Annotated in this window: 13 protein-coding genes and 1 pseudogene; 3 read left to right on the plus strand and 11 right to left on the minus strand. The window is 47.9% G+C overall.

Annotated elements, in window-relative coordinates:
• Positions 1–13: 13 nt before the first annotated feature.
• From FJ444_RS15600 to FJ444_RS15610, 3 genes are all read right to left on the minus strand, one after another.
• Positions 14–1,633, minus strand: a complete 1,620-nt coding sequence (locus FJ444_RS15600) for a methyl-accepting chemotaxis protein (protein ID WP_140959766.1) — start codon at positions 1,631–1,633, stop codon at positions 14–16.
• A 250-nt stretch (positions 1,634–1,883) separates the two neighbouring features.
• On the minus strand, positions 1,884–2,501 hold the full coding sequence (locus tag FJ444_RS15605; RefSeq protein WP_140959768.1) for an LPXTG cell wall anchor domain-containing protein: 618 nt from the start codon (positions 2,499–2,501) through the stop codon (positions 1,884–1,886).
• Between the two features lie 265 nt (positions 2,502–2,766).
• Positions 2,767–4,701: an acyltransferase family protein gene (locus FJ444_RS15610; protein WP_140959770.1), complete on the minus strand. Its 1,935-nt coding sequence runs from the start codon at positions 4,699–4,701 to the stop codon at positions 2,767–2,769.
• 818 nt (positions 4,702–5,519) lie between these two features.
• On the opposite strand from FJ444_RS15610, the pseudogene FJ444_RS21815 reads away from it, so the two are divergent.
• Positions 5,520–5,774: pseudogene (locus FJ444_RS21815) on the plus strand (flagellin); the annotation flags it as partial.
• Positions 5,775–5,911: 137 nt separating this feature from the next.
• On the opposite strand, the gene guaA reads toward FJ444_RS21815, so the two are convergent.
• Together guaA and guaB are read right to left on the minus strand one after the other, a co-directional pair.
• The gene (guaA, locus tag FJ444_RS15620) at positions 5,912–7,489 is read right to left on the minus strand and encodes a glutamine-hydrolyzing GMP synthase (protein ID WP_140959772.1); all 1,578 of its coding nucleotides are present in this window, start codon (positions 7,487–7,489) and stop codon (positions 5,912–5,914) included.
• 72 nt (positions 7,490–7,561) lie between these two features.
• Complete coding sequence (guaB, locus tag FJ444_RS15625) at positions 7,562–9,031, minus strand: IMP dehydrogenase (RefSeq protein WP_140959774.1); 1,470 nt, start codon at positions 9,029–9,031, stop codon at positions 7,562–7,564.
• A gap of 103 nt (positions 9,032–9,134) precedes the next feature.
• Here guaB and xseA point away from each other — a divergent pair, with 103 nt between their 5' ends.
• Together xseA and FJ444_RS15635 are read left to right on the plus strand one after the other, a co-directional pair.
• The gene (gene xseA, locus FJ444_RS15630; protein ID WP_140959776.1) at positions 9,135–10,508 is read left to right on the plus strand and encodes an exodeoxyribonuclease VII large subunit; all 1,374 of its coding nucleotides are present in this window, start codon (positions 9,135–9,137) and stop codon (positions 10,506–10,508) included.
• An 11-nt stretch (positions 10,509–10,519) separates the two neighbouring features.
• A complete protein-coding gene (locus FJ444_RS15635) occupies positions 10,520–11,599 on the plus strand; it encodes a hypothetical protein (protein WP_140959778.1) in 1,080 nt (359 codons plus the stop codon).
• Positions 11,600–11,703: 104 nt separating this feature from the next.
• Here FJ444_RS15635 and der read toward each other — a convergent pair whose 3' ends face one another.
• The 6 genes from der to FJ444_RS15665 form a co-directional block, all read right to left on the minus strand.
• Complete coding sequence (gene der / locus FJ444_RS15640) at positions 11,704–13,149, minus strand: ribosome biogenesis GTPase Der (protein ID WP_140959779.1); 1,446 nt, start codon at positions 13,147–13,149, stop codon at positions 11,704–11,706.
• 97 nt (positions 13,150–13,246) lie between these two features.
• On the minus strand, positions 13,247–14,467 hold the full coding sequence (gene bamB / locus FJ444_RS15645) for an outer membrane protein assembly factor BamB (RefSeq protein WP_140959958.1): 1,221 nt from the start codon (positions 14,465–14,467) through the stop codon (positions 13,247–13,249).
• 57 nt (positions 14,468–14,524) lie between these two features.
• Positions 14,525–15,142 carry a tetratricopeptide repeat protein gene (locus FJ444_RS15650; RefSeq protein ID WP_140959781.1) on the minus strand — a complete coding sequence of 206 codons (618 nt, stop codon included), beginning with the start codon at positions 15,140–15,142 and terminating at the stop codon, positions 14,525–14,527.
• A gap of 31 nt (positions 15,143–15,173) precedes the next feature.
• Entirely contained in the window at positions 15,174–16,454 is a 1,281-nt protein-coding gene (gene hisS, locus FJ444_RS15655) for a histidine--tRNA ligase (RefSeq protein ID WP_140959783.1), read from the minus strand.
• 102 nt (positions 16,455–16,556) lie between these two features.
• A complete protein-coding gene (gene ispG, locus FJ444_RS15660; protein WP_140959785.1) occupies positions 16,557–17,675 on the minus strand; it encodes a flavodoxin-dependent (E)-4-hydroxy-3-methylbut-2-enyl-diphosphate synthase in 1,119 nt (372 codons plus the stop codon).
• Entirely contained in the window at positions 17,675–18,646 is a 972-nt protein-coding gene (locus FJ444_RS15665; protein ID WP_140959787.1) for a RodZ domain-containing protein, read from the minus strand. The genes ispG and FJ444_RS15665 overlap by 1 nt, the downstream gene beginning before the upstream one ends.
• Positions 18,647–18,659 lie beyond the last annotated feature (13 nt).

The following is an 18,659-nucleotide window of genomic DNA, read 5'->3' on the forward strand; positions in this document are numbered from 1 at the left end:
CAAAAGTTGACGTTTAGCTCAACGCCGACACCACCGATGTTACATTCTGTGCCATCTGTCCGATAGCTCTGGATATGCCGTCGTCTTTTGCCAGTGTGTGATATTCCTCAGAGGATTTCATTACTCTGGAGGTTACGCCATCCAGTTGCCTCACAATCTGCGACTGCTCCCCCGCCGCGTCATTCATTGCAGCCACAACACTTTGTGTTTCTTCAATGTAGCGCACCAACTCAGTAAGCAACTTTAACGCTCGCTGTGCGCTCTGGGCATTAGCGTCGGCGTGTTGCTGACCATTCTGCATTGCAGTCACTGCCTTATTGGCGTCTGATTCAAATGCGCTTAAAATGCCGTTAATTTGTTGAGTAGACTGCTGGGTTTTCGCTGCCAAGGCTCTTACTTCATCGGCCACTACGGCAAATCCCCGACCATGCTCACCGGCCCGAGCAGCTTCAATTGCAGCATTCAGTGCAAGCAGGTTTGTTTGATCTGCAATCTCATTTATCACATTCACCACGGTAAGAATACTGGCGCTGCGGGCCTGTAATTCATTCACAATGGTACTGGCATCAGTTACGGTTTGCGCTAATTTTACAAATCCCTGATTAGCCGATTCAAATGTTTGGTAGCACTCGTTCGCCTGCGTTTGTGAATTACTCGAGGCTACAGACACCTGTGTCGTAATGGCAACCAGACTTTTTACAATGTCATCCAGTTTTGCATTAGCCGCAGCTAACGCGTCTGAAGACTCATATTGCGTCTTTGCACCGCGCTCAATGGCATGGCTTACATCATCCAACGTATCATGAGAATGCTGCATCTGAAGTTGCGCTTCAGACAACAGCATAACCGTGTCTTGAAGCTTGGTTTGCAAATGGCGGGTTGCGCTGGCCACAGCCCCTAACTCATGATCACTGCGATAAGACAGCGGATAGTCGTAACGCTTTTGTTCCATTTGACGCAAACAGGCGGCGATATCCCGGGTCGGCTTAACCACATTTTTGCGCAGGTTGACTACCAAATACCATATGCACACCGCACTTACTACAACTGATACCAGCAGAATCATCCACAAGCGTTGTTGGGTTTGGCTGGCAACGTCGGCTTTGGCCTGCCTTGATAGTAACGCTATGCTATCGGCCGTTTTCTGAAGCAATTCAGCGGGCTCGCGGTCGATGCCGCGAACAAATTTGTCGCCAACTTTAGGATCAAAGCCTGCGGCAACAAACGCTTCATAGCCTTCGCGGTAACGGGCTCCCATAGTTCCATGTGCAGCAAGAAAATCCTCTATTGTGGCAAGTTGTTCTGGTTGCAACTGCTGCACACTCACCATAGATTTCAGTTGGCTCTTTACATCACGCTCACGTGCCTGAAAACGCTCCCAGTATTTAACCCGGTCTTTCTCTGAACTACCGCGCAACAACACGTTTTTCCATTCCTGTACCTGAGTTTTAAATTCAGAAAGGACGTTGGTGATTTGTCGTTCTGATTCAACATGCGTTCGCTCCACTTGTTCAGTGTTGGCAATAAGCGAAAATGCGATGGAGATCGACAAGGCATTAAGTAAAACTAAAATACTGATAATGGCCAGCACCGGCGTCATGATCAGGCGATTGATACTGGTGAAACGTATCATGTGGGTTCTCCGGAATTTAACGAGACAGCTAACAACCACCGTCCGTGTGCGGTAGCCCACAATTAAATAACGATTGAGTGACACTTTTGTGACAGGGCGTTCAAAAAGAAACCAAACACCGAATGAATGTTATTCACACTCGGTTGGCGCGATGAAGATATGGCTTTTAACAGTCTAAGACACAAGAATAAAGGGACGCGAAGCCGGAATACTGCGCGCCCAAATCAAATTAGCCGTAACGGTAGATGCGTTAAAATTTAGCCTTTTGGCGACGTTTAAAAAGTAAACCTACACCGAGCATAAGCAACGCCATACCAGCTGGCGCGGATGCTGGTGTTGGAGCAGACGAGCCAGTACTGAGTGAATACTGCATATTCGCCATGCCATAATCCCCTTCAATATGCGTGTTGCAGCTCGTTAGCGACGTATTCGAACAATAGCCATAGCTATTGAATGTAACATCGCTGGAAAATGTCCAGGTGCCATTACCCTGAATATAGCGATCACTTCCGCTAACGCCAACCAGTCGATACTGCATGCCAGCGAATAACGTGTAGCTAATCGCTGAATATCGATACGCGCCTATCAGTGGGTCCGATGAATTTACCAGCGTTGATACTAATAACGAACCATCAGATTCATTGAACAATCCGACCAGAATGCCATTGCTTACAAAGCCATCACCCAAATAATCGTAAGCGCCTAAACCGCTAACATCGAGATCCGTTGCCCCCACGGTAAAAACCGTCCCAAAACTCCAGGAACCATTTGTACCCGGCGAATTTTCGCTGATTAAATTCCGAATAAAGGATGCATTTGCTGCACTCGATATCACCAACATCACCAAACCAAGCATTAATTTCTTCATGTTGCACCTCGAATTTATTAACAATATTTTAACATGCAACATTAACACCAGTATCTAAGCTGTTGTATTGAATAGCCTAAAAATCACACTACTCTCGGTGGTGTAAAAATTTATGACAGACTTAAAATACAAAGACAATCTAAAAAAACAAATAAATTCTTTATTTTTCATAATTTTAATCGAAAAATAAAAAGTTACATACAGAATGCAGCAGAAGTATTTAACCTATTCAGTGTAAAACTCGCTGTTCGGATAACAGAGGCAACTAGATATCCAGCGCTTCAAAGATATACGGAGCAACATAACGCGAGCCAAATACCGATAAATGACTCTGGTCTTTATACAGTAATTTGTCATTAACCACCGCAGTGCATTGGCCGTTTTCACAGAGTATTGAGGCTAAATCAATCACGGTTACATTTGGGAACTGCGCGGCGACAGAAGCAACTACCTTGTTATATGTATTCACCAACTCATTACTTCGGTGCTCTTCTTCACTTTCAATACACGATTCCCGCTTGGAATAAAGTGGTAGGCGACTTTTCAGGCATCGATTGGGCAAGGACTTTAAAAAGGGATTATCCAGCACAATCAGCACTTGCTTCTCTTTTTCCTGCAGCTCCGTCAACGTGCGTTGAAAGCCATTCGCCAGTATCTCCTGGTAAGATTGAGAATGCGGCAAAATGACATCTTTAATAGAGGTATCACAGCGCGGTGAATGCGCCAGCACAACGTTTTGTATTTGGTCGTTTGCCAATACATAGTCCAGGGCCTGGCTGATAAGTATATGCCCGTTCTCCCGCATAGATGCGACTTCAGCAGTATTCTGAACAATGTAACCGGATGAAACACCCCGTAATGGCGACTGACAGGACGCAGGAAACAAGGCAACACTATGCCCCCTATCGGCTGCCACTTCAGCCAAGCCGTCAAACAAATGACCTGCATGAGAATCACCAATAACAGCAATCGTATTGTGAGTTTGCTGGAAACGGCAGGTGTTGTCGTTGAGTTCGTTCCATTCGGAAAAAATCTGGCTACATGTTGCGGCAGTTAAACTTTGGCTGAATTTTTCTGGTGTTATGCTGGGATAATTAGAGACAAATGAAAATGCAACTAAGGCAGCGCCAGTTGCAACCACGACAGATGCCGGCACAAATCGGCTCACGACAGACCTGACTGAATAAATCTGACGACGAACGCCTTTTTCTATCAGATTATAGGTTAACCAGGCTAGCAAAACAGATAACGCAATAGCACATGCCAACTCAAACGTACCAGGCTCGCTCCCTTTTATTATGCGCAGGAACGACAGTACTGGCCAGTGCCAAAGGTACAAAGGATAACTGATCAATCCCGCCCAAACCACTAATGGATTGCTCAGTAACCAGCGGTTAAATAGTCCCCCTTCGCCTGCAGTGATAACACACACACTCCCCAATACAGGTAACATTGCCCAGTAACCGGGAAACGCAGACGTTTTATCGATGACCAGATAACCACCGGCCAGGCACAATAGTCCTATCACTGAGAGCGAGTTGGCAACCATTGGCTTTACCAAAGTAACCCTGTTGTATTTGAATAGCACCCACGCCAACAGGCTGCCTGCCAGCATTTCCCAAAACCGACCAAAAGGCAAAAAATACGCCCCTGCCGATTGGCTATTTACCAACACCAGGTTTGCTGCAAACGACAATATGATGCAAAGCATTATCACCAATGGCAAAGCCCGGCGCCAGGTGAGCAATATCAGACAAGGCCATAACAAATAGAATTGTTCTTCTACCGCCAGACTCCACAAATGAAGAAGCGGTTTTGTTTCTGCAGCGGTATCAAAATACCCCGCCTCGCCAACCAGTACAAAGTTAACAATAAAGCCCAGACCACTTAACGCATGTTTGCCAAGTAGCTGAAATTGGTTGGCAGATAACGCAAACCAGCCGAATACCAGGCAACTGATTAGTACCACCAATAAGGCCGGAAAAATCCGCCTGACCCGACGTGCATAAAAACCAGCGAAAGAAAACGAATGCTTCGCACAGTCGGTAAATAAAATGCTGGAAATCAAAAAACCACTGATGACGAAGAAAACATCTACCCCGGTAAACCCACCAGCCAGTTTATGGGGAAACGCATGAAACAACACAACACCGCCAACGGCCAACGCTCGCAGTCCGTCGATATCTGCACGGTACTTCATTTCTAATCCATTAGTATAAGTCCATTACCTATCCAGAGTACCCTATGTCATATATTCTGCAACGATCAAATTTGTAAAAACACTGTAAATACAACGACTAAAAATGAATACGCTGATGAGCTTTAACAAATGTAATCAATCGATTAAGTTATACATAACCTCGTCCACACCCCATCTGCGTAAAGTAAACGAAATTGATATCGGGTATTTGCTGCAGTCTACTTTTAAACAACAGCTTAAATAGAGCAAAAAACAAACAAAAAAACAGAATTTCAATGATTTACTAAATATTTACACTTGCCTGTAGTACGGTTTTTCAGGTTGGGGCGAATGCCGGGCAACAGATTAGCATTGGATTAACCCAGTTTTCCGGGGCTGGATTTGGTGTATCAGGCTTAGGAATAAATGGATTGAGTCTCACCGGTTCAGGGATCAACCCTGACGATGTCACAGGCGCATCTGCGCTATCAGCCAATCAGGTGCTGTTTAACTTTCAATTTTCAGGGCCTGCAACGTCAGGAACTTATAGCTTTGCCGTATCCAACGATGGTGGTGCTTCCTACAAGGAAGTGACGGTTTCACTCTCAAATAATATGGCAGATTATGCTGCGAATAATGCTGCGGTGTTAAATGCAGTTAATGGTGCGTTAGGCTCGTCAGTACTAACTATTGAACCCTCATTTTCACAAGTTGCAGTTAATGGTAATCAGCCTCATTTTCGCATGGCAGCGAGCTCTGATAACCCGGCTTATCCTAACTCAGGCACATCAGGTACCTATACCGATTCAGGTTCGGGAAGCGGCACCAGCCTGACGACCATCGATGGTGCAATTTCCAGTCTAGGCTCAGTGCGCGCAGAACTCGGTGCAACGCAAAACCGTTTTCAGTCGACCATTCGCAACCTGTCAACTATTTCCGAAAATCTAAGCAGCTCACGAAGCCGGATACGCGATACCGATTTTGCTGCGACGACGGCAGAACTTACCCGCAATCAAATTATGCAACAGGCTGCCACTACTGTGCTTGCGCAGGCTAATCAGAGGCCGCAGACTGCACTGTCGTTACTGGGTTAGTCAACTAACGAACTGAAAAAGGCGTTCATAATATTAACGCTTTACTATTATGAACGCCGGAAAAGCAGAAAGCCTTGCATCGCAAGGCTTTCTATATGTTGAATCAACGATTAATCAGTAGCTTACTACCTGATGGGTTATTCCCACTCAATTGTTGCCGGTGGCTTACCAGAAATGTCATACACTACGCGGGAAATACCGTCGATTTCGTTAATAATGCGGTTCGACACATTACCCAGGAAATCGTATGGTAAATGCGCCCAGTGTGCTGTCATGAAGTCGATGGTTTCTACCGCCCGTAGCGACACAACCCAGTCATACTTTCTGGCATCGCCCATTACGCCTACTGATTTAACCGGCAGGAATACAGTAAAAGCCTGACTGACTTTGTTGTACAAATCGGCTTTGTGCAGCTCTTCAATAAAGATCGCATCGGCACGGCGTAGCAAGTCACAGTACTCTTTCTTGATTTCGCCCAGTACGCGTACACCTAAACCTGGTCCTGGGAACGGGTGGCGATACAGCATGTCGTAAGGCAAACCCAGTTCCAGGCCAATTTTGCGCACTTCATCTTTGAACAACTCGCGCAATGGCTCTACCAAGCCAAGCTCCATGTCTTCGGGTAATCCCCCCACGTTGTGGTGAGATTTGATCACATGCGCTTTGCCGGTTTTCGAACCCGCAGACTCGATTACGTCCGGATAAATCGTGCCTTGCGCTAACCATTTTGCATTAACGCGCTTACTGGCTTCTTCGTCGAATACGTAAACAAACTCATTACCAATCACTTTGCGCTTGGCTTCTGGATCTTCTACACCGGCCAGTTTAGCCAGGAAGCGTTCTTCGGCATCCACTTTGATGATGTTCAGGCCAAAGTGGTCTCCAAACATATCCATTACCTGCTCGCCTTCGTTTAAGCGAAGTAACCCGTTGTCTACGAATACACACGTCAGGCGATCGCCGATTGCACGGTGCAACAACATGGCGGTTACGGAGGAGTCTACCCCACCCGACAGACCAAGAATGACCTCGTCGTTGCCAACTTGCTGTTTGATGCGCTCGATCGCGTCGTCGATAATTGCTCCGGGTGTCCAAAGCTTTTCACACTTACAAATATCCAGCACGAAATGAGACAGAATTCGCATGCCCTGATGAGTGTGAGTGACTTCCGGGTGGAACTGAACGCCGTAGAATTGTTTTTCTTCGTTTGCCATTGCCGCATGTGGACATGATGGCGTAAGCGCGACGGTTTCGAATCCATCCGGGATCGCGATAACTTTATCGCCATGGCTCATCCATACGTCCAGTAAGGCATTGCCGTTTGCATTGAGGTGATCTTCAATGTGCGCCAGTAATGCGCTGGACTTGATCACTTCCACTTGCGCGTAACCAAATTCACGCTTGTCTGAGCCCTGTACCTGACCACCGAGCTGTTGCGCCATGGTTTGCATGCCGTAACAAATACCCAGTACAGGCACGCCAGCTTCGTATACATATTCAGGAGCGCGTGGTGAACCCGCCTCAGTTACCGATTCCGGACCACCAGACAGGATGATACCCGTTGGATTAAATTCTTTAATCTGCTCTTCGCTGACATCCCATGCCCAGAGTTCACAGTACACACCGATTTCACGCACGCGGCGGGCAATTAGTTGAGTGTATTGCGATCCAAAATCCAAAATAAGAATTCGATGCTTATGGATGTTTTGTGTCATGGTTCTCGCCTTCCAATAAAAATAAGCAGGCTGGTTTAAAAACCAGCCTGTGAATATCGCTTCGGGATGTACTTAGCCTAAACGGTAGTTAGGCGCTTCTTTAGTAATGCTTACGTCGTGAACGTGTGACTCGCCCATGCCCGCTGCGGTTACACGCACAAATTGCGGCTTAGTGTTCAATTCAGGAATAGTGGCACAGCCGGTTAATCCCATGGCCGAACGCAATCCGCCCATTTGCTGATGAATGATATTGGCAATAGGACCTTTATACGCCACTCGGCCTTCAATGCCTTCTGGTACCAGTTTCTCGGCGTTGTCGCTCTCCTGGAAGTAGCGATCAGATGAACCGTTGCGCTGATTCATGGCACCTAATGAACCCATACCGCGATACGATTTGTAGTAACGTCCCTGATAAAGTTCTACTTCACCCGGCGCTTCTTCGGTACCAGCCAGCATGCTGCCTACCATTACGCAACTCGCACCGGCAACCAGTGCTTTAGCGATATCACCAGAGAAACGAATACCACCGTCAGCAATTACCGGAATACCGGTGCCTTCCAACGCGGCAACCGCATCAGAAATCGCCGTAATTTGCGGTACACCACAACCAGTAACAATTCGGGTTGTACAAATTGAACCTGGGCCGATACCTACTTTCACCGCATCAACGCCTGCTTCTGCCAGTGCTTTTGCACCCTCACCTGTAGCCACGTTACCTGCAATAATTTGTAAATCAGGGTAATTCGCGCGCACTGTTTTAACGCGATCGATTACGCCCTGAGAATGACCATGCGAGGTATCGATAAGCAGAACATCGACACCAGCATCTACCAGTAACTCGATACGTTCGTCGGTGCCTGGGCCTACGCCCACTGCAGCGCCTACGCGTAAACGACCTAACGAATCTTTACAGGCGTTAGGCTTGCTTTCAGCTTTTTGGAAATCTTTTACAGTAATCAAACCTGCCAGTTTGAAAGCATCGTCAACAACCAGAATTTTCTCAATGCGGTGTTCATGCATCAGTTCCAGTACTTCTTCGGAACTGGCGCCTTCCTTTACGGTTACCAGGCGCTCTTTTGGCGTCATGACTTTGCCAACGGGAAGATCCAAGCGGTTTTCAAATCGCAGGTCACGACCAGTAACTATCCCAATCAGGTTATTGTCATTGTCGGTAACCGGAAAGCCTGAATATCCCATGCGTTTGCTCAGAGCAATAACCTCGCCAAGCTTAACGGATTCTGATACCGTTACCGGGTCTGAGACTACGCCGCTTTCGTATTTCTTAACTTCGCGAACGTGTTTGGCCTGTTCTTCCGGGGTCATATTTTTGTGAATAAAGCCAATGCCGCCTTCCTGAGCCAGTGCAATAGCCAGACGCGCTTCAGATACGGTATCCATTGCTGCGGACACCATAGGAATATTTAAGGCGACCCCACGGGTCAGACGGGTTTGTAAGTTCGCAGTATGCGGTAACACGGTTGAGTGTGCTGGGATAAGCAAAACATCGTCAAATGTGAGTGCTTCTTGGGCGATTCTGAGCATGCAATATTACCTGTGTAGTAAAGGCCTAATTGCGGCGCAATTGTAGTGTTTTTTCAGTTTCAGGTAAACTCTAATTGTCTTAAAGGTGAGGTTTTTTCATTCGATGCTAAGTAACACTGCCCCTCAAGGGCAAAAAGTTCACACGGTAACAACATTAAATCGCCTGGCGCGTAACATTTTAACCAGTGAAATTGGCCTGGTGTGGCTCACAGCGGAAATATCCAACCTCACCCGTGCTGCGTCAGGGCATTGGTACTTTACCCTTAAAGACGACAAAGCTCAGGTACGTGCGGCCATGTTTCGCGCGGCTAACAGCGCAGTTCGTCAACCTCCCAGAGAAGGGGATCGCGTGTTGGTGAGAGCCAGTGTTGGCTTATACGAACCCCGGGGCGATTATCAACTGATTGTTGAAACCATGCAGCCCGAAGGCGAAGGACAATTAAAACTGGCTTTCGAAAAATTAAAATTTTCTTTACACGCTGAAGGGTTATTTGATCAAAGTCGTAAACAATCCTTGCCAAAGGTAATTCGACGCGTAGGCGTAATTACCTCGGCGCAAGGTGCAGCATTGCACGATGTGCTGAGTGTACTTAAACGGCGGAGCCCGGCTACGGAAGTCATTATTTATCCCTCAATGGTGCAAGGTGAACAGGCCAGTAAACAACTGATGCATCAGCTTTGGATTGCCAATCAACGCAATGAAGTAGACGTACTCCTGCTTACGCGCGGCGGAGGCTCCATGGAAGACCTGTGGTGCTTTAACGATGAATCACTGGCCAGAGAAATTGCCCGCTCGGCCATTCCGGTGGTAAGTGCCGTTGGCCACGAAGTGGATGTAACGATAGCTGACTTTGTAGCCGACCTGCGTGCACCTACGCCATCGGCAGCGGCAGAGCTGGTGTCGATGGACCAATCCGAATCGGTGTCGCTAATTCGCCATCTTACCCGGCGATTAGCTCAGTCTACCCAATCCCTTATCCAACGGCAGACTCACCGACTGATGGCCCTTGAGCAAAGGCTGATACGGCGGCATCCATCCACTCAACTTAACCAACAAAGTCAGGGTATCGACCGGTTAGAGCAACGTTTACATTTAGCCATGAATCGTCAACTTTCACAGGCTCAACGAATGGTGCAGCAACAAGCTCATCGTCTGCAACGTCAGCACCCTCAAATACGGCTTGAAGCCTTGCTCAGCCGATGTCATCATAGCCGGCAACGTTTACTCTCTCTTATGCAGCGCAAACTGGAATCCAACGGGCAACGTCTGGCGTCAATGGCGCATCTGTTGCAATCGGTAAGTCCGTTAGCGACGTTATCACGCGGTTATTCAATCACACTTAATAACGATAAAGCGATAACATCGGTAGCGCAGGTTACTGCACAAGATACATTGGTGACCCGGGTAAAAGACGGGGAGATCACCAGTTTGGTGACACACTGCAAGCCGCTTGAGGACAGTGATAAGTCGCTATAAGGAACCTATATTTGTTTATTTCCAGTTGTCGATGGATAGCAACAGCCTCTGTGTTGTGTATCCTGGGTTGTGCTCAGCAGGTTACACGTCACCCCCCTGCTCAGCCTGCGTTACCGGTGCCTGAAAATGTGCCTATTGCGTTGGATATTAATGTATTTTCTTCGTATCTGAGTCAGGAAGGCATTGCTAACTGCGCAAAGGACTTACCAGCCGCTTTGCAATGCAAGAACGACGGTATCGGGGCAGCAGATTTTTTAACGGCGTTGTCATCGTTAAACCTGTTTAACAGCCTGAGCCCATCAGTTAGCCGCCATGATTACGAACTGTTGATTGGCAATCAGTTAACCCAGGCAACGCCAAACGCCTCTTTTACAGGTTTGCGAAAAAGTATCACGGAATTTTCTGTTGAATGGCGAGGTGTCGCTATAGATTCTTTTTCAGTTGAGTACTGGCACGCCAACAATGCCCAGGTAGCCACGGAGGATATTAATCAAATCGTCCTTACCTGGTGGCAGCATGTTGAACAGGAAAAAGTATTCAGCGCGAACTTTTTGTATGCCGCCATGGGGGCCAGTGACTACAACACCCTGTTAACGCTGCCTGACGCCATTGATACTTTTATGCTATCGCAAAGATACATGTACCCCGACCCGTTTCGCGGCATTATTGCGCGCTATACGCACCCGGAATTTGAAGAAGCCATTCTGGATATTGCGATATATCCTATCTTGTCTGTTCTGACTGCGCCCTCTGAAGAGTTAGTTAATGCAGAGCTTAAAAAGGCTGTAGACACAGCCAATGACGTAGCCAAGGCCCGCGCCATGGCCGTTACTATGCAGCAATTAAATACCCCTTTTGCTTCCGAGTTGTTGCCAAACAGAGGCGTGATGGCAGAAATGTTTGCTGAAAGTGAAAACGGCGAATCATTGTTTGCCAGCATTTATGTCTTCCAGATAGAAGACAAGTTTGTGAAATTCAGTACTACTTTTCCTGCGCGTATTGGCGATCCGCTGGTGAAGGCGGCTCTCCCGCAGTTACGGGTACCACCAGAATCTGAATTAATGAAAGAAATCCGGCGGGCTTTGAAATAGCAATAACTAAGTCACCAGTTTCAAATCAGCAGGTAAATCCGGCTTATACCAATTAAACAAAAAAGCGAAAGAACCCGGTTCTTTCGCTTTTTTGTATTTCAGACTTATTTCTTCTGTTTGTGGTAAGCCATCATTCGCTTGCGCTTGCGCTGCTGTGCGAGGGTAAGCTGATTTTTCTTTCCTTCGAATGGGTTGGCCCCTTCGCGGAATTCAATCTTAATGGGTGTCCCCATTACCTCAAGTGCTTTGCGGAAGTAATTCATCAGGTAACGTTTATACGAGCTTGGCAGGTCTTCAACCTGATTCCCGTGAATCACGATCACAGGTGGGTTATAACCACCGGCGTGAGCGTACTTCATCTTAACCCGACGACCACGCACCAACGGCGGCTGATGGTCTTCCTGAGCCATTTCCATTACCTGAGTCAGCATTGAGGTATTAATACGTTTTGTAGCACTGCGGTAAGCTTCATTCACCGACGCAAACAGATTGCCCACACCAGTACCGTGTAATGCAGAAATAAAATGCAAACGGGCAAAATCAACAAATCCTAACCGGCGATCAAGTTCGCGCTTGATGTCGTCTTTAACGTCAGTATCCAGACCATCCCATTTATTCACCGCAATCACCAGTGAGCGCCCTGAGTTGAGCACAAAGCCCAATAAGCTCAGATCCTGATCGGCAATACCTTCACGCGCATCAATCACCAACAACACAACGTTGGCTTCCTCAATGGCTTTCAGTGTTTTTACAATAGAGAACTTCTCAATGGCCTCGGATACTTTTTTGCGCTTTCTTACGCCAGCGGTATCAATGAGGATGTATTCGCGGTCATCGCGGGTAAGCGGTATATAAACGCTGTCGCGGGTAGTGCCCGGCATATCGTAAACCACCACGCGGTCTTCGCCTAAAATGCGGTTGGTCAGTGTAGACTTACCCACGTTAGGTTTACCCACAATGGCCAATTTAATAGGTAAGTTCTGCAGCTGTTCTAATTGTGCTTCGGGGTCCAGTTCCGGCTTATCTTCCGCTTTTTGGATCGCCATTTCCGGAAACATCTCATCAAGTGGGGTCAACGAGTCCTGAATCAATTTAGCGACTCCTCGCCCGTGCGCAGCCGCTATCTGGTGAATATCACCCAGGCCCATTGAATAGAATTCTGCACTTTCACTGTCGCCGTCGATGCCGTCTACTTTGTTTGCTAACACAAACACGCGTTTGTCGGTTTTTCGGAGATGATCAGCAATTAACTGATCGGCAGGTAACAAGCCAGCGCGGGCATCAACCAAAAAGAACACCACATCGGCTTCTTCAATCGCCAGTAAAGACTGGGCAGCCATGCGGGCGTCGATGCCTTCTTCGTCGCCGGTAATTCCGCCGGTATCAACTACAATAAACTGGCGCTGCTCATAAGTTGCCTGACCATACTGACGGTCGCGGGTCAGGCCGGGAAAATCGGCAACCAGTGCATCCCGGGTATGAGTTAATCGATTAAACAGGGTGGACTTACCCACATTGGGCCGGCCTACCAGCGCCACAACAGGCAACATAGTGATGTTCCTTACAGAGTTAAACAAACAGACGGCCGCGTCATAGACGCGGCCGTGTAATTATATATACATTTTGCGCAATATTCAGCGCTGAGGATTATTTAGCAGACAATGCAGCTACATCCCCGTCACGTGTAATAGTAACAACCAAATCATTAACCAGGATTGGCGCGGCGTAAATGGCATCGTCTTCGTCGTCGCCACCCAGATCATACCGGGCTGCCAGTGAGCCATCTTCCTGATCAATCCAGTGCATTAAGCCCCATTTATCACCTACTACCACGTATTTCTCAGTTACCAGTGGCGCGGTGAGGTTACGCTGTTTCAAGCCACCCTGAGACCACAACTCCACGCCGTTTCTGCGATCAAGCGCGTACACGATAGAGCGGTTATCAACCACGTATATCTTGTTGCCGCTTACCGCCAGGTCACGGTATGAACCATATTCGCGTTTCCACATGATACGACCACTGCGCAGCTCCAGCGCCGCCAGCGTGCCATCGTAGGAGACGATATACACTGTAGTACCAAACACGACTGGCGTGGAATCAACATCAATAATTCGTTCCAGTTCAGTTGCGCCGGCCGGGGCAGTAATAGCCGTCTCCCAGGCAGGAATTCCGCTTTCCAGAATATTGACCTGAAGTTTGCCTGTAGGCGTACCCACTAATGCGCCACCGTTAGAAGCAGCTGGGCCAGAAATACCACGTAAACTTAAAGGCGGTACGTCCGTTTCGCTGCGCCAAAGCTGCTCGCCGGTTTTAACATCCAGGCCAAACAGAATACCTGCACCGGTGTTAACCACCAGAATACCTTCATCCATAGCAGGCGTTGCAAGAATCTCACCTGCAACAGAGGCTTCCCACAAGGTATCACCGGTATCGACGTTTAACGCACGAATTAAACCGTCTTCAGACGTTACAAATAGCATATTGTAGCCCGAAGCTACCGCACTGAGTTTGGCTGAAGCACCACTTCGCCACAGACGCGCAATACCATCCCAAAATGATTCGTCAGGGAAAATAGCAAAGTTTTTGTGCCACAACGCTTTGCCTGTATCAGGCGCAAGCGCCGCAACTTCACCATGACGTTCAGCTACGAATACTTTGTCATTGGCAAACACAGGGCGCAACTGAGAGTAATAGTCGTTAACGCCATCGCCCAGGTTGTAATCCCACACGACTTTAGGGGTAATCTGGTTTTGGATGGCCGGGATCCGGCGAATTTTCAGTTCTTCTTCGTCGGCGAACCAGTCTGACATTGTAGAACATCCTGTCAGACCCACCATCAACGCGCCAACCACTACCCGCTTAAACATACGGCTACACAGTAATGCGCGGTTCTGTGAGATGTTTCGAGTTATTGCTGTCATTCACTATCCTGCTGTTACTGCAAGGTTATCGAGTTTCATTTGCAGTAAACGGTTGTTTGTATTTTTTTCCAGAGCAGTAGAATAGGCCATACGAGCCTTGTCAAAGTTCCCTTGCGCCGCGAAAATATCGCCTTTAGTTTCTTCAACCTGAGCAATAAATGCCTCGTCTTTTGCGATTTCCAGAGAAGCCAGCGCTTTGTCGTGCTGTGCCAGTGCCAGTTGTACACGGGCCAAACGCACCGCGGCAACCTGCTTGAGGCTCTCGTCGCTGCCGTTAGCAGCTACTTTCGACAAATAACTCGCCGCAACTTCCAACTCACCTTTGTCTGCTGCTTGCTTAGCCGCAATGAGACTGGCCAGATCGGTATAACCTGCTGCAGAACCGGTTTCGATAAGTGCTGAAATGGGACCGGCATTATCGTCGGAAACCATGGTTTCCAGTGCGCTTTGATAGCTGATAGAAGCAGTTTCTTTCGCTTCTTTTTGCGCGTCACTGTAATACTGCCAGCCAAATAAGCCAGCCAATCCCAGTACTGCGCCCAGAATCAGCGATGTACCATGATCTTTCCAAAACTGCTTAATCGCTTCTACCTGTTGTTCTTCTGTAGCGAATTGTTCCATGTTTTACCTCTGTAATTAGATGTTGTCTGGCTTACCCGGCAAGTATGCCAGCCAAAACGTGTGGCAGTTCAGACACTGCAACCGTTACTTGTTCACCATTATTTCTCAATGGTTTTACAGACACCTGCCCGGCTGCCATTTCTTCACTGCCAATAAGCAATGCAACAACAGCCCCGACTTTGTCTGCGCGCTTTAATTGTTTTTTAAAGTTACCACCACCGCAGTGCAACATGATGCGCCAATCGGGTTGTTGGTCACGAAGTGCCTCTGCTACCTGACTGGCATACGCCAGTGTGTCGTCACCCATGGCCGTAACGTAAATCTCGGCCGCAGCATCGGTGGAATTAATTTTTTCCAGGGTTTCGAGCAACAATACCAAGCGCTCCAGACCCAGAGCGAATCCTACTGCAGGTGCCGCTTTACCGCCCAATTGTTCAACGAGGCCATCATAGCGGCCACCGGCACACACTGTACCTTGTGCGCCAAGGCTGTCGGTTACCCATTCAAATACCGTGCGATTGTAATAATCCAGACCGCGCACCAGTTTCGGATTAACCTGGTATGGGATGCCTGCTGCGTCCAGAAGTTCACATAATTTTTTGAAATGTGTATCAGATTCTTCGTCCAGATGGTCCAGCAACGACGGCGCATTAGCAACCACTTCCTGTACCTGCGGATGTTTGCTATCCAGCACTCGCAGCGGGTTGGATTCCAAACGACGAAGCGAATCTTCATCCAGCTGAGATTTATGTTCGCTAAGGTAGGCGGTTAGTGTTTCTTTGTAAGCCTGACGCGCTTCATTTGATCCCAGAGAGTTAATCTGTAATGACACCGCGCTTTCAATACCGAACAGTTTCCACAATCTGGCCGACAACAGTATGACTTCAGCATCGATGTCCGGACCATCCAAACCATAGGTTTCTACACCAAACTGGTGAAACTGGCGATAGCGTCCTTTCTGCGGGCGCTCGTGACGAAACATTGGGCCCATATACCATAAGCGTTGCTGCTGATTGTAAATCAAGCCATGCTCATTTCCGGCACGTACTGCACTGGCGGTACCCTCCGGGCGCAATGTCAGGCTGTCGCCGTTGCGGTCCTCAAAGGTGTACATTTCTTTTTCAACGATATCCGTTACTTCACCAATCGACCGTTTAAATAAATCGGTACTTTCCACTATTGGCGTGCGTATTTCCTGATAACCGTAACTGGCCACCACCTGACGGATTGTTGCTTCCACCTGTTGCCATTTACCCGACTCTGTCGGCAGGCAATCATTCATCCCGCGGATAGCCTGAATTGTCTTCGCCACTTATTTCTCTCAAGCTTACGTAAAAGCCCCGCATTATAGGGGCTTTAGCGTTAAACAACAAACTTTCTTGCCGATTAAATCGGCGTTGAAATCCGGGTAAGTCTAGTCTTTGTGTGTCACAGCAATTGCGTTGCGTTCATCCAGCATAGCGGCTTTGGCGCGAATGCGTTTTTCAAGTTGCTCAACAAGGTCATCGTTGGCTAAACGCTCTTTCTGGCGCTTACCGTCCAGATAAAAACCACTCATGTTGCGCGCACCCGTTAAACCAAGATCAGACACTTCTGCTTCACCAGGGCCATTCACCACACATCCAATAATAGACACATCCATGGGCGTGAGTACGTCTTCCAAACGCTGTTCCAGTGCGTTGACCGTACTGATTACATCAAACTCCTGACGCGAACAGCTTGGGCATGCAATGAAGTTGATGCCTCTTGAACGGATCCGCAGCGATTTCAGGATATCGAAACCCACTTTGATTTCTTCTACCGGATCGGCTGCCAACGACACGCGCAGCGTATCACCAATACCTTCCGCCAGTAACATTCCCAAACCTACCGCGCTTTTTACCGCACCAGCGCGCTGTCCGCCAGCTTCTGTAATGCCAAGATGCAATGGCTGATCAATTTCCTTTGCCAGTAAACGGTACGCCCCTACAGCCAGGAATACATCTGACGCTTTAACCGATACCTTAAACTGATCGAAGTTCAGCTTGTCGAGGATATCAACATGACGCATCGCCGATTCCAACAGGGCTTCCGGTGTTGGCTCGCCGTATTTTTCCTGCAAATCTCGTTCGAGAGAACCGCCATTGACCCCGATGCGAATCGGAATATTTTTGTCGCGGGCGCAATCCACTACCGACTTAACCCGTTCTATGTTACCGATATTGCCTGGGTTGATCCGTAAACAATCCACGCCGTATTCCGCTACTTTTAACGCGATCCGGTAATCGAAATGAATATCGGCGATTAACGGCATATCAGTCTGTTGGCGAATCAGCTTAAAGGCTTCTGCAGCCTCCATAGTTGGAATCGACACGCGAACAATTTCACCCCCTACCGCTTTTATCCGATTAATTTGCGCCACGGTTGCAGCCACATCGGTAGTGGGCGTATTGGTCATTGACTGAACCGCGATTGGCGCACCATCGCCAATCGGTACGTTCCCTACATAAATACGCGTAGACTTTCTGCGCTTAATCGGGCTTTCAGCAAACATTATTGTTCCTGCATTGGTAAATAGAACTTCGCGGTGCGTTTGGGATCAAACCCCGACATGTCAACCGCATCACCATCGTAATCAATTTGCACTACATGTGGTGCACCCAGCGTTACTTCAAACGGGGGAATGCCTGAAACCGACATCACATATCCCTTTGCTTTGATACCAAATGCTAAGGCTTCACCAGTTGAATCGGTTACGTTTACCCAGCAATCATTAGTAAAGGTAAAGGTTAATCCGATAGTAGTTACTTCAGGTATTGATTCGCTTTGCGTTTCTACAGGCTGGTCAGTGTCAGTATCAACCGACAGCCCATAGTCAGCTGGGGTTCCCTCGGCGCTGTCACCTGAATAATCATTAGTACTTTCCGGCGAGGCGATTTCATCTTCTGTGTAGGTGAGAGTGTTGTCTGTCTCATCACTGAATTCATTTGCTTCGCCAGAATCATCACCTGTTTGTGTATCAGTATACTGGTTATTTGCCGCAGGCTTTGCTTTGGGAACGGCGGTTGTAGGTGTTGTTGAGGATGAAAAATCTGTTTCGTTAGCAGGCTGCTGATACCACCACACCACCACTCCAGCCAGTAAAATAATGGCAATAATATACGTAACCATCATCCAGCGATCGTCATGAGCCTGTTTAGCTACACGTTTCGAAAAGCTCTGTAACTTAGCCGGTGGCTTGGGCGCCGTGTGGTATTTTTCAAATAATGAAATTAATTCTTCCGACTTTAAACCAACATTTTTGGCGTATAAACGCACGTACCCCTTAATAAAGGTTACCGACGTATTTTCATCCAACCGGTTGTCTTCGAGGTCTGAAATAATATTGACGCGCAGAAACAACTTATCGGCAATAGCTTGTTGCGATAACCCCAGTTTTTCGCGGGCTTCACGTAAAACCTGTCCCGGGCTTGGCGTTGCCGGCACGTGCTGTTCATCAGCTTCTAGCAGCTGCTCTTTGTCCATTTATTTACCCAGA

Origin of the sequence: Aestuariibacter sp. GS-14, assembly GCF_006494365.1 — a bacterium.
Taxonomy (GTDB): domain Bacteria; phylum Pseudomonadota; class Gammaproteobacteria; order Enterobacterales; family Alteromonadaceae; genus Alteromonas; species Alteromonas mangrovi.

What these genes read in the sequence shown, in the direction of transcription:
- FJ444_RS15600 (WP_140959766.1), bottom strand. Translation starts at nt 1,633, where the DNA reads ATGATACGTTTCACCAGTATCAATCGCCTGATCATGACGCCGGTGCTG.
- ispG (WP_140959785.1), bottom strand. Translation starts at nt 17,675, where the DNA reads ATGTTTGCTGAAAGCCCGATTAAGCGCAGAAAGTCTACGCGTATTTAT.
- bamB (WP_140959958.1), bottom strand. Translation starts at nt 14,467, where the DNA reads ATGTTTAAGCGGGTAGTGGTTGGCGCGTTGATGGTGGGTCTGACAGGA.
- FJ444_RS15610 (WP_140959770.1), bottom strand. Translation starts at nt 4,701, where the DNA reads ATGAAGTACCGTGCAGATATCGACGGACTGCGAGCGTTGGCCGTTGGC.
- der (WP_140959779.1), bottom strand. Translation starts at nt 13,149, where the DNA reads ATGTTGCCTGTTGTGGCGCTGGTAGGCCGGCCCAATGTGGGTAAGTCC.
- FJ444_RS15665 (WP_140959787.1), bottom strand. Translation starts at nt 18,646, where the DNA reads ATGGACAAAGAGCAGCTGCTAGAAGCTGATGAACAGCACGTGCCGGCA.
- guaA (WP_140959772.1), bottom strand. Translation starts at nt 7,489, where the DNA reads ATGACACAAAACATCCATAAGCATCGAATTCTTATTTTGGATTTTGGA.
- FJ444_RS15650 (WP_140959781.1), bottom strand. Translation starts at nt 15,142, where the DNA reads ATGGAACAATTCGCTACAGAAGAACAACAGGTAGAAGCGATTAAGCAG.
- FJ444_RS15605 (WP_140959768.1), bottom strand. Translation starts at nt 2,501, where the DNA reads ATGAAGAAATTAATGCTTGGTTTGGTGATGTTGGTGATATCGAGTGCA.
- xseA (WP_140959776.1), top strand. Translation starts at nt 9,135, where the DNA reads ATGCTAAGTAACACTGCCCCTCAAGGGCAAAAAGTTCACACGGTAACA.
- guaB (WP_140959774.1), bottom strand. Translation starts at nt 9,031, where the DNA reads ATGCTCAGAATCGCCCAAGAAGCACTCACATTTGACGATGTTTTGCTT.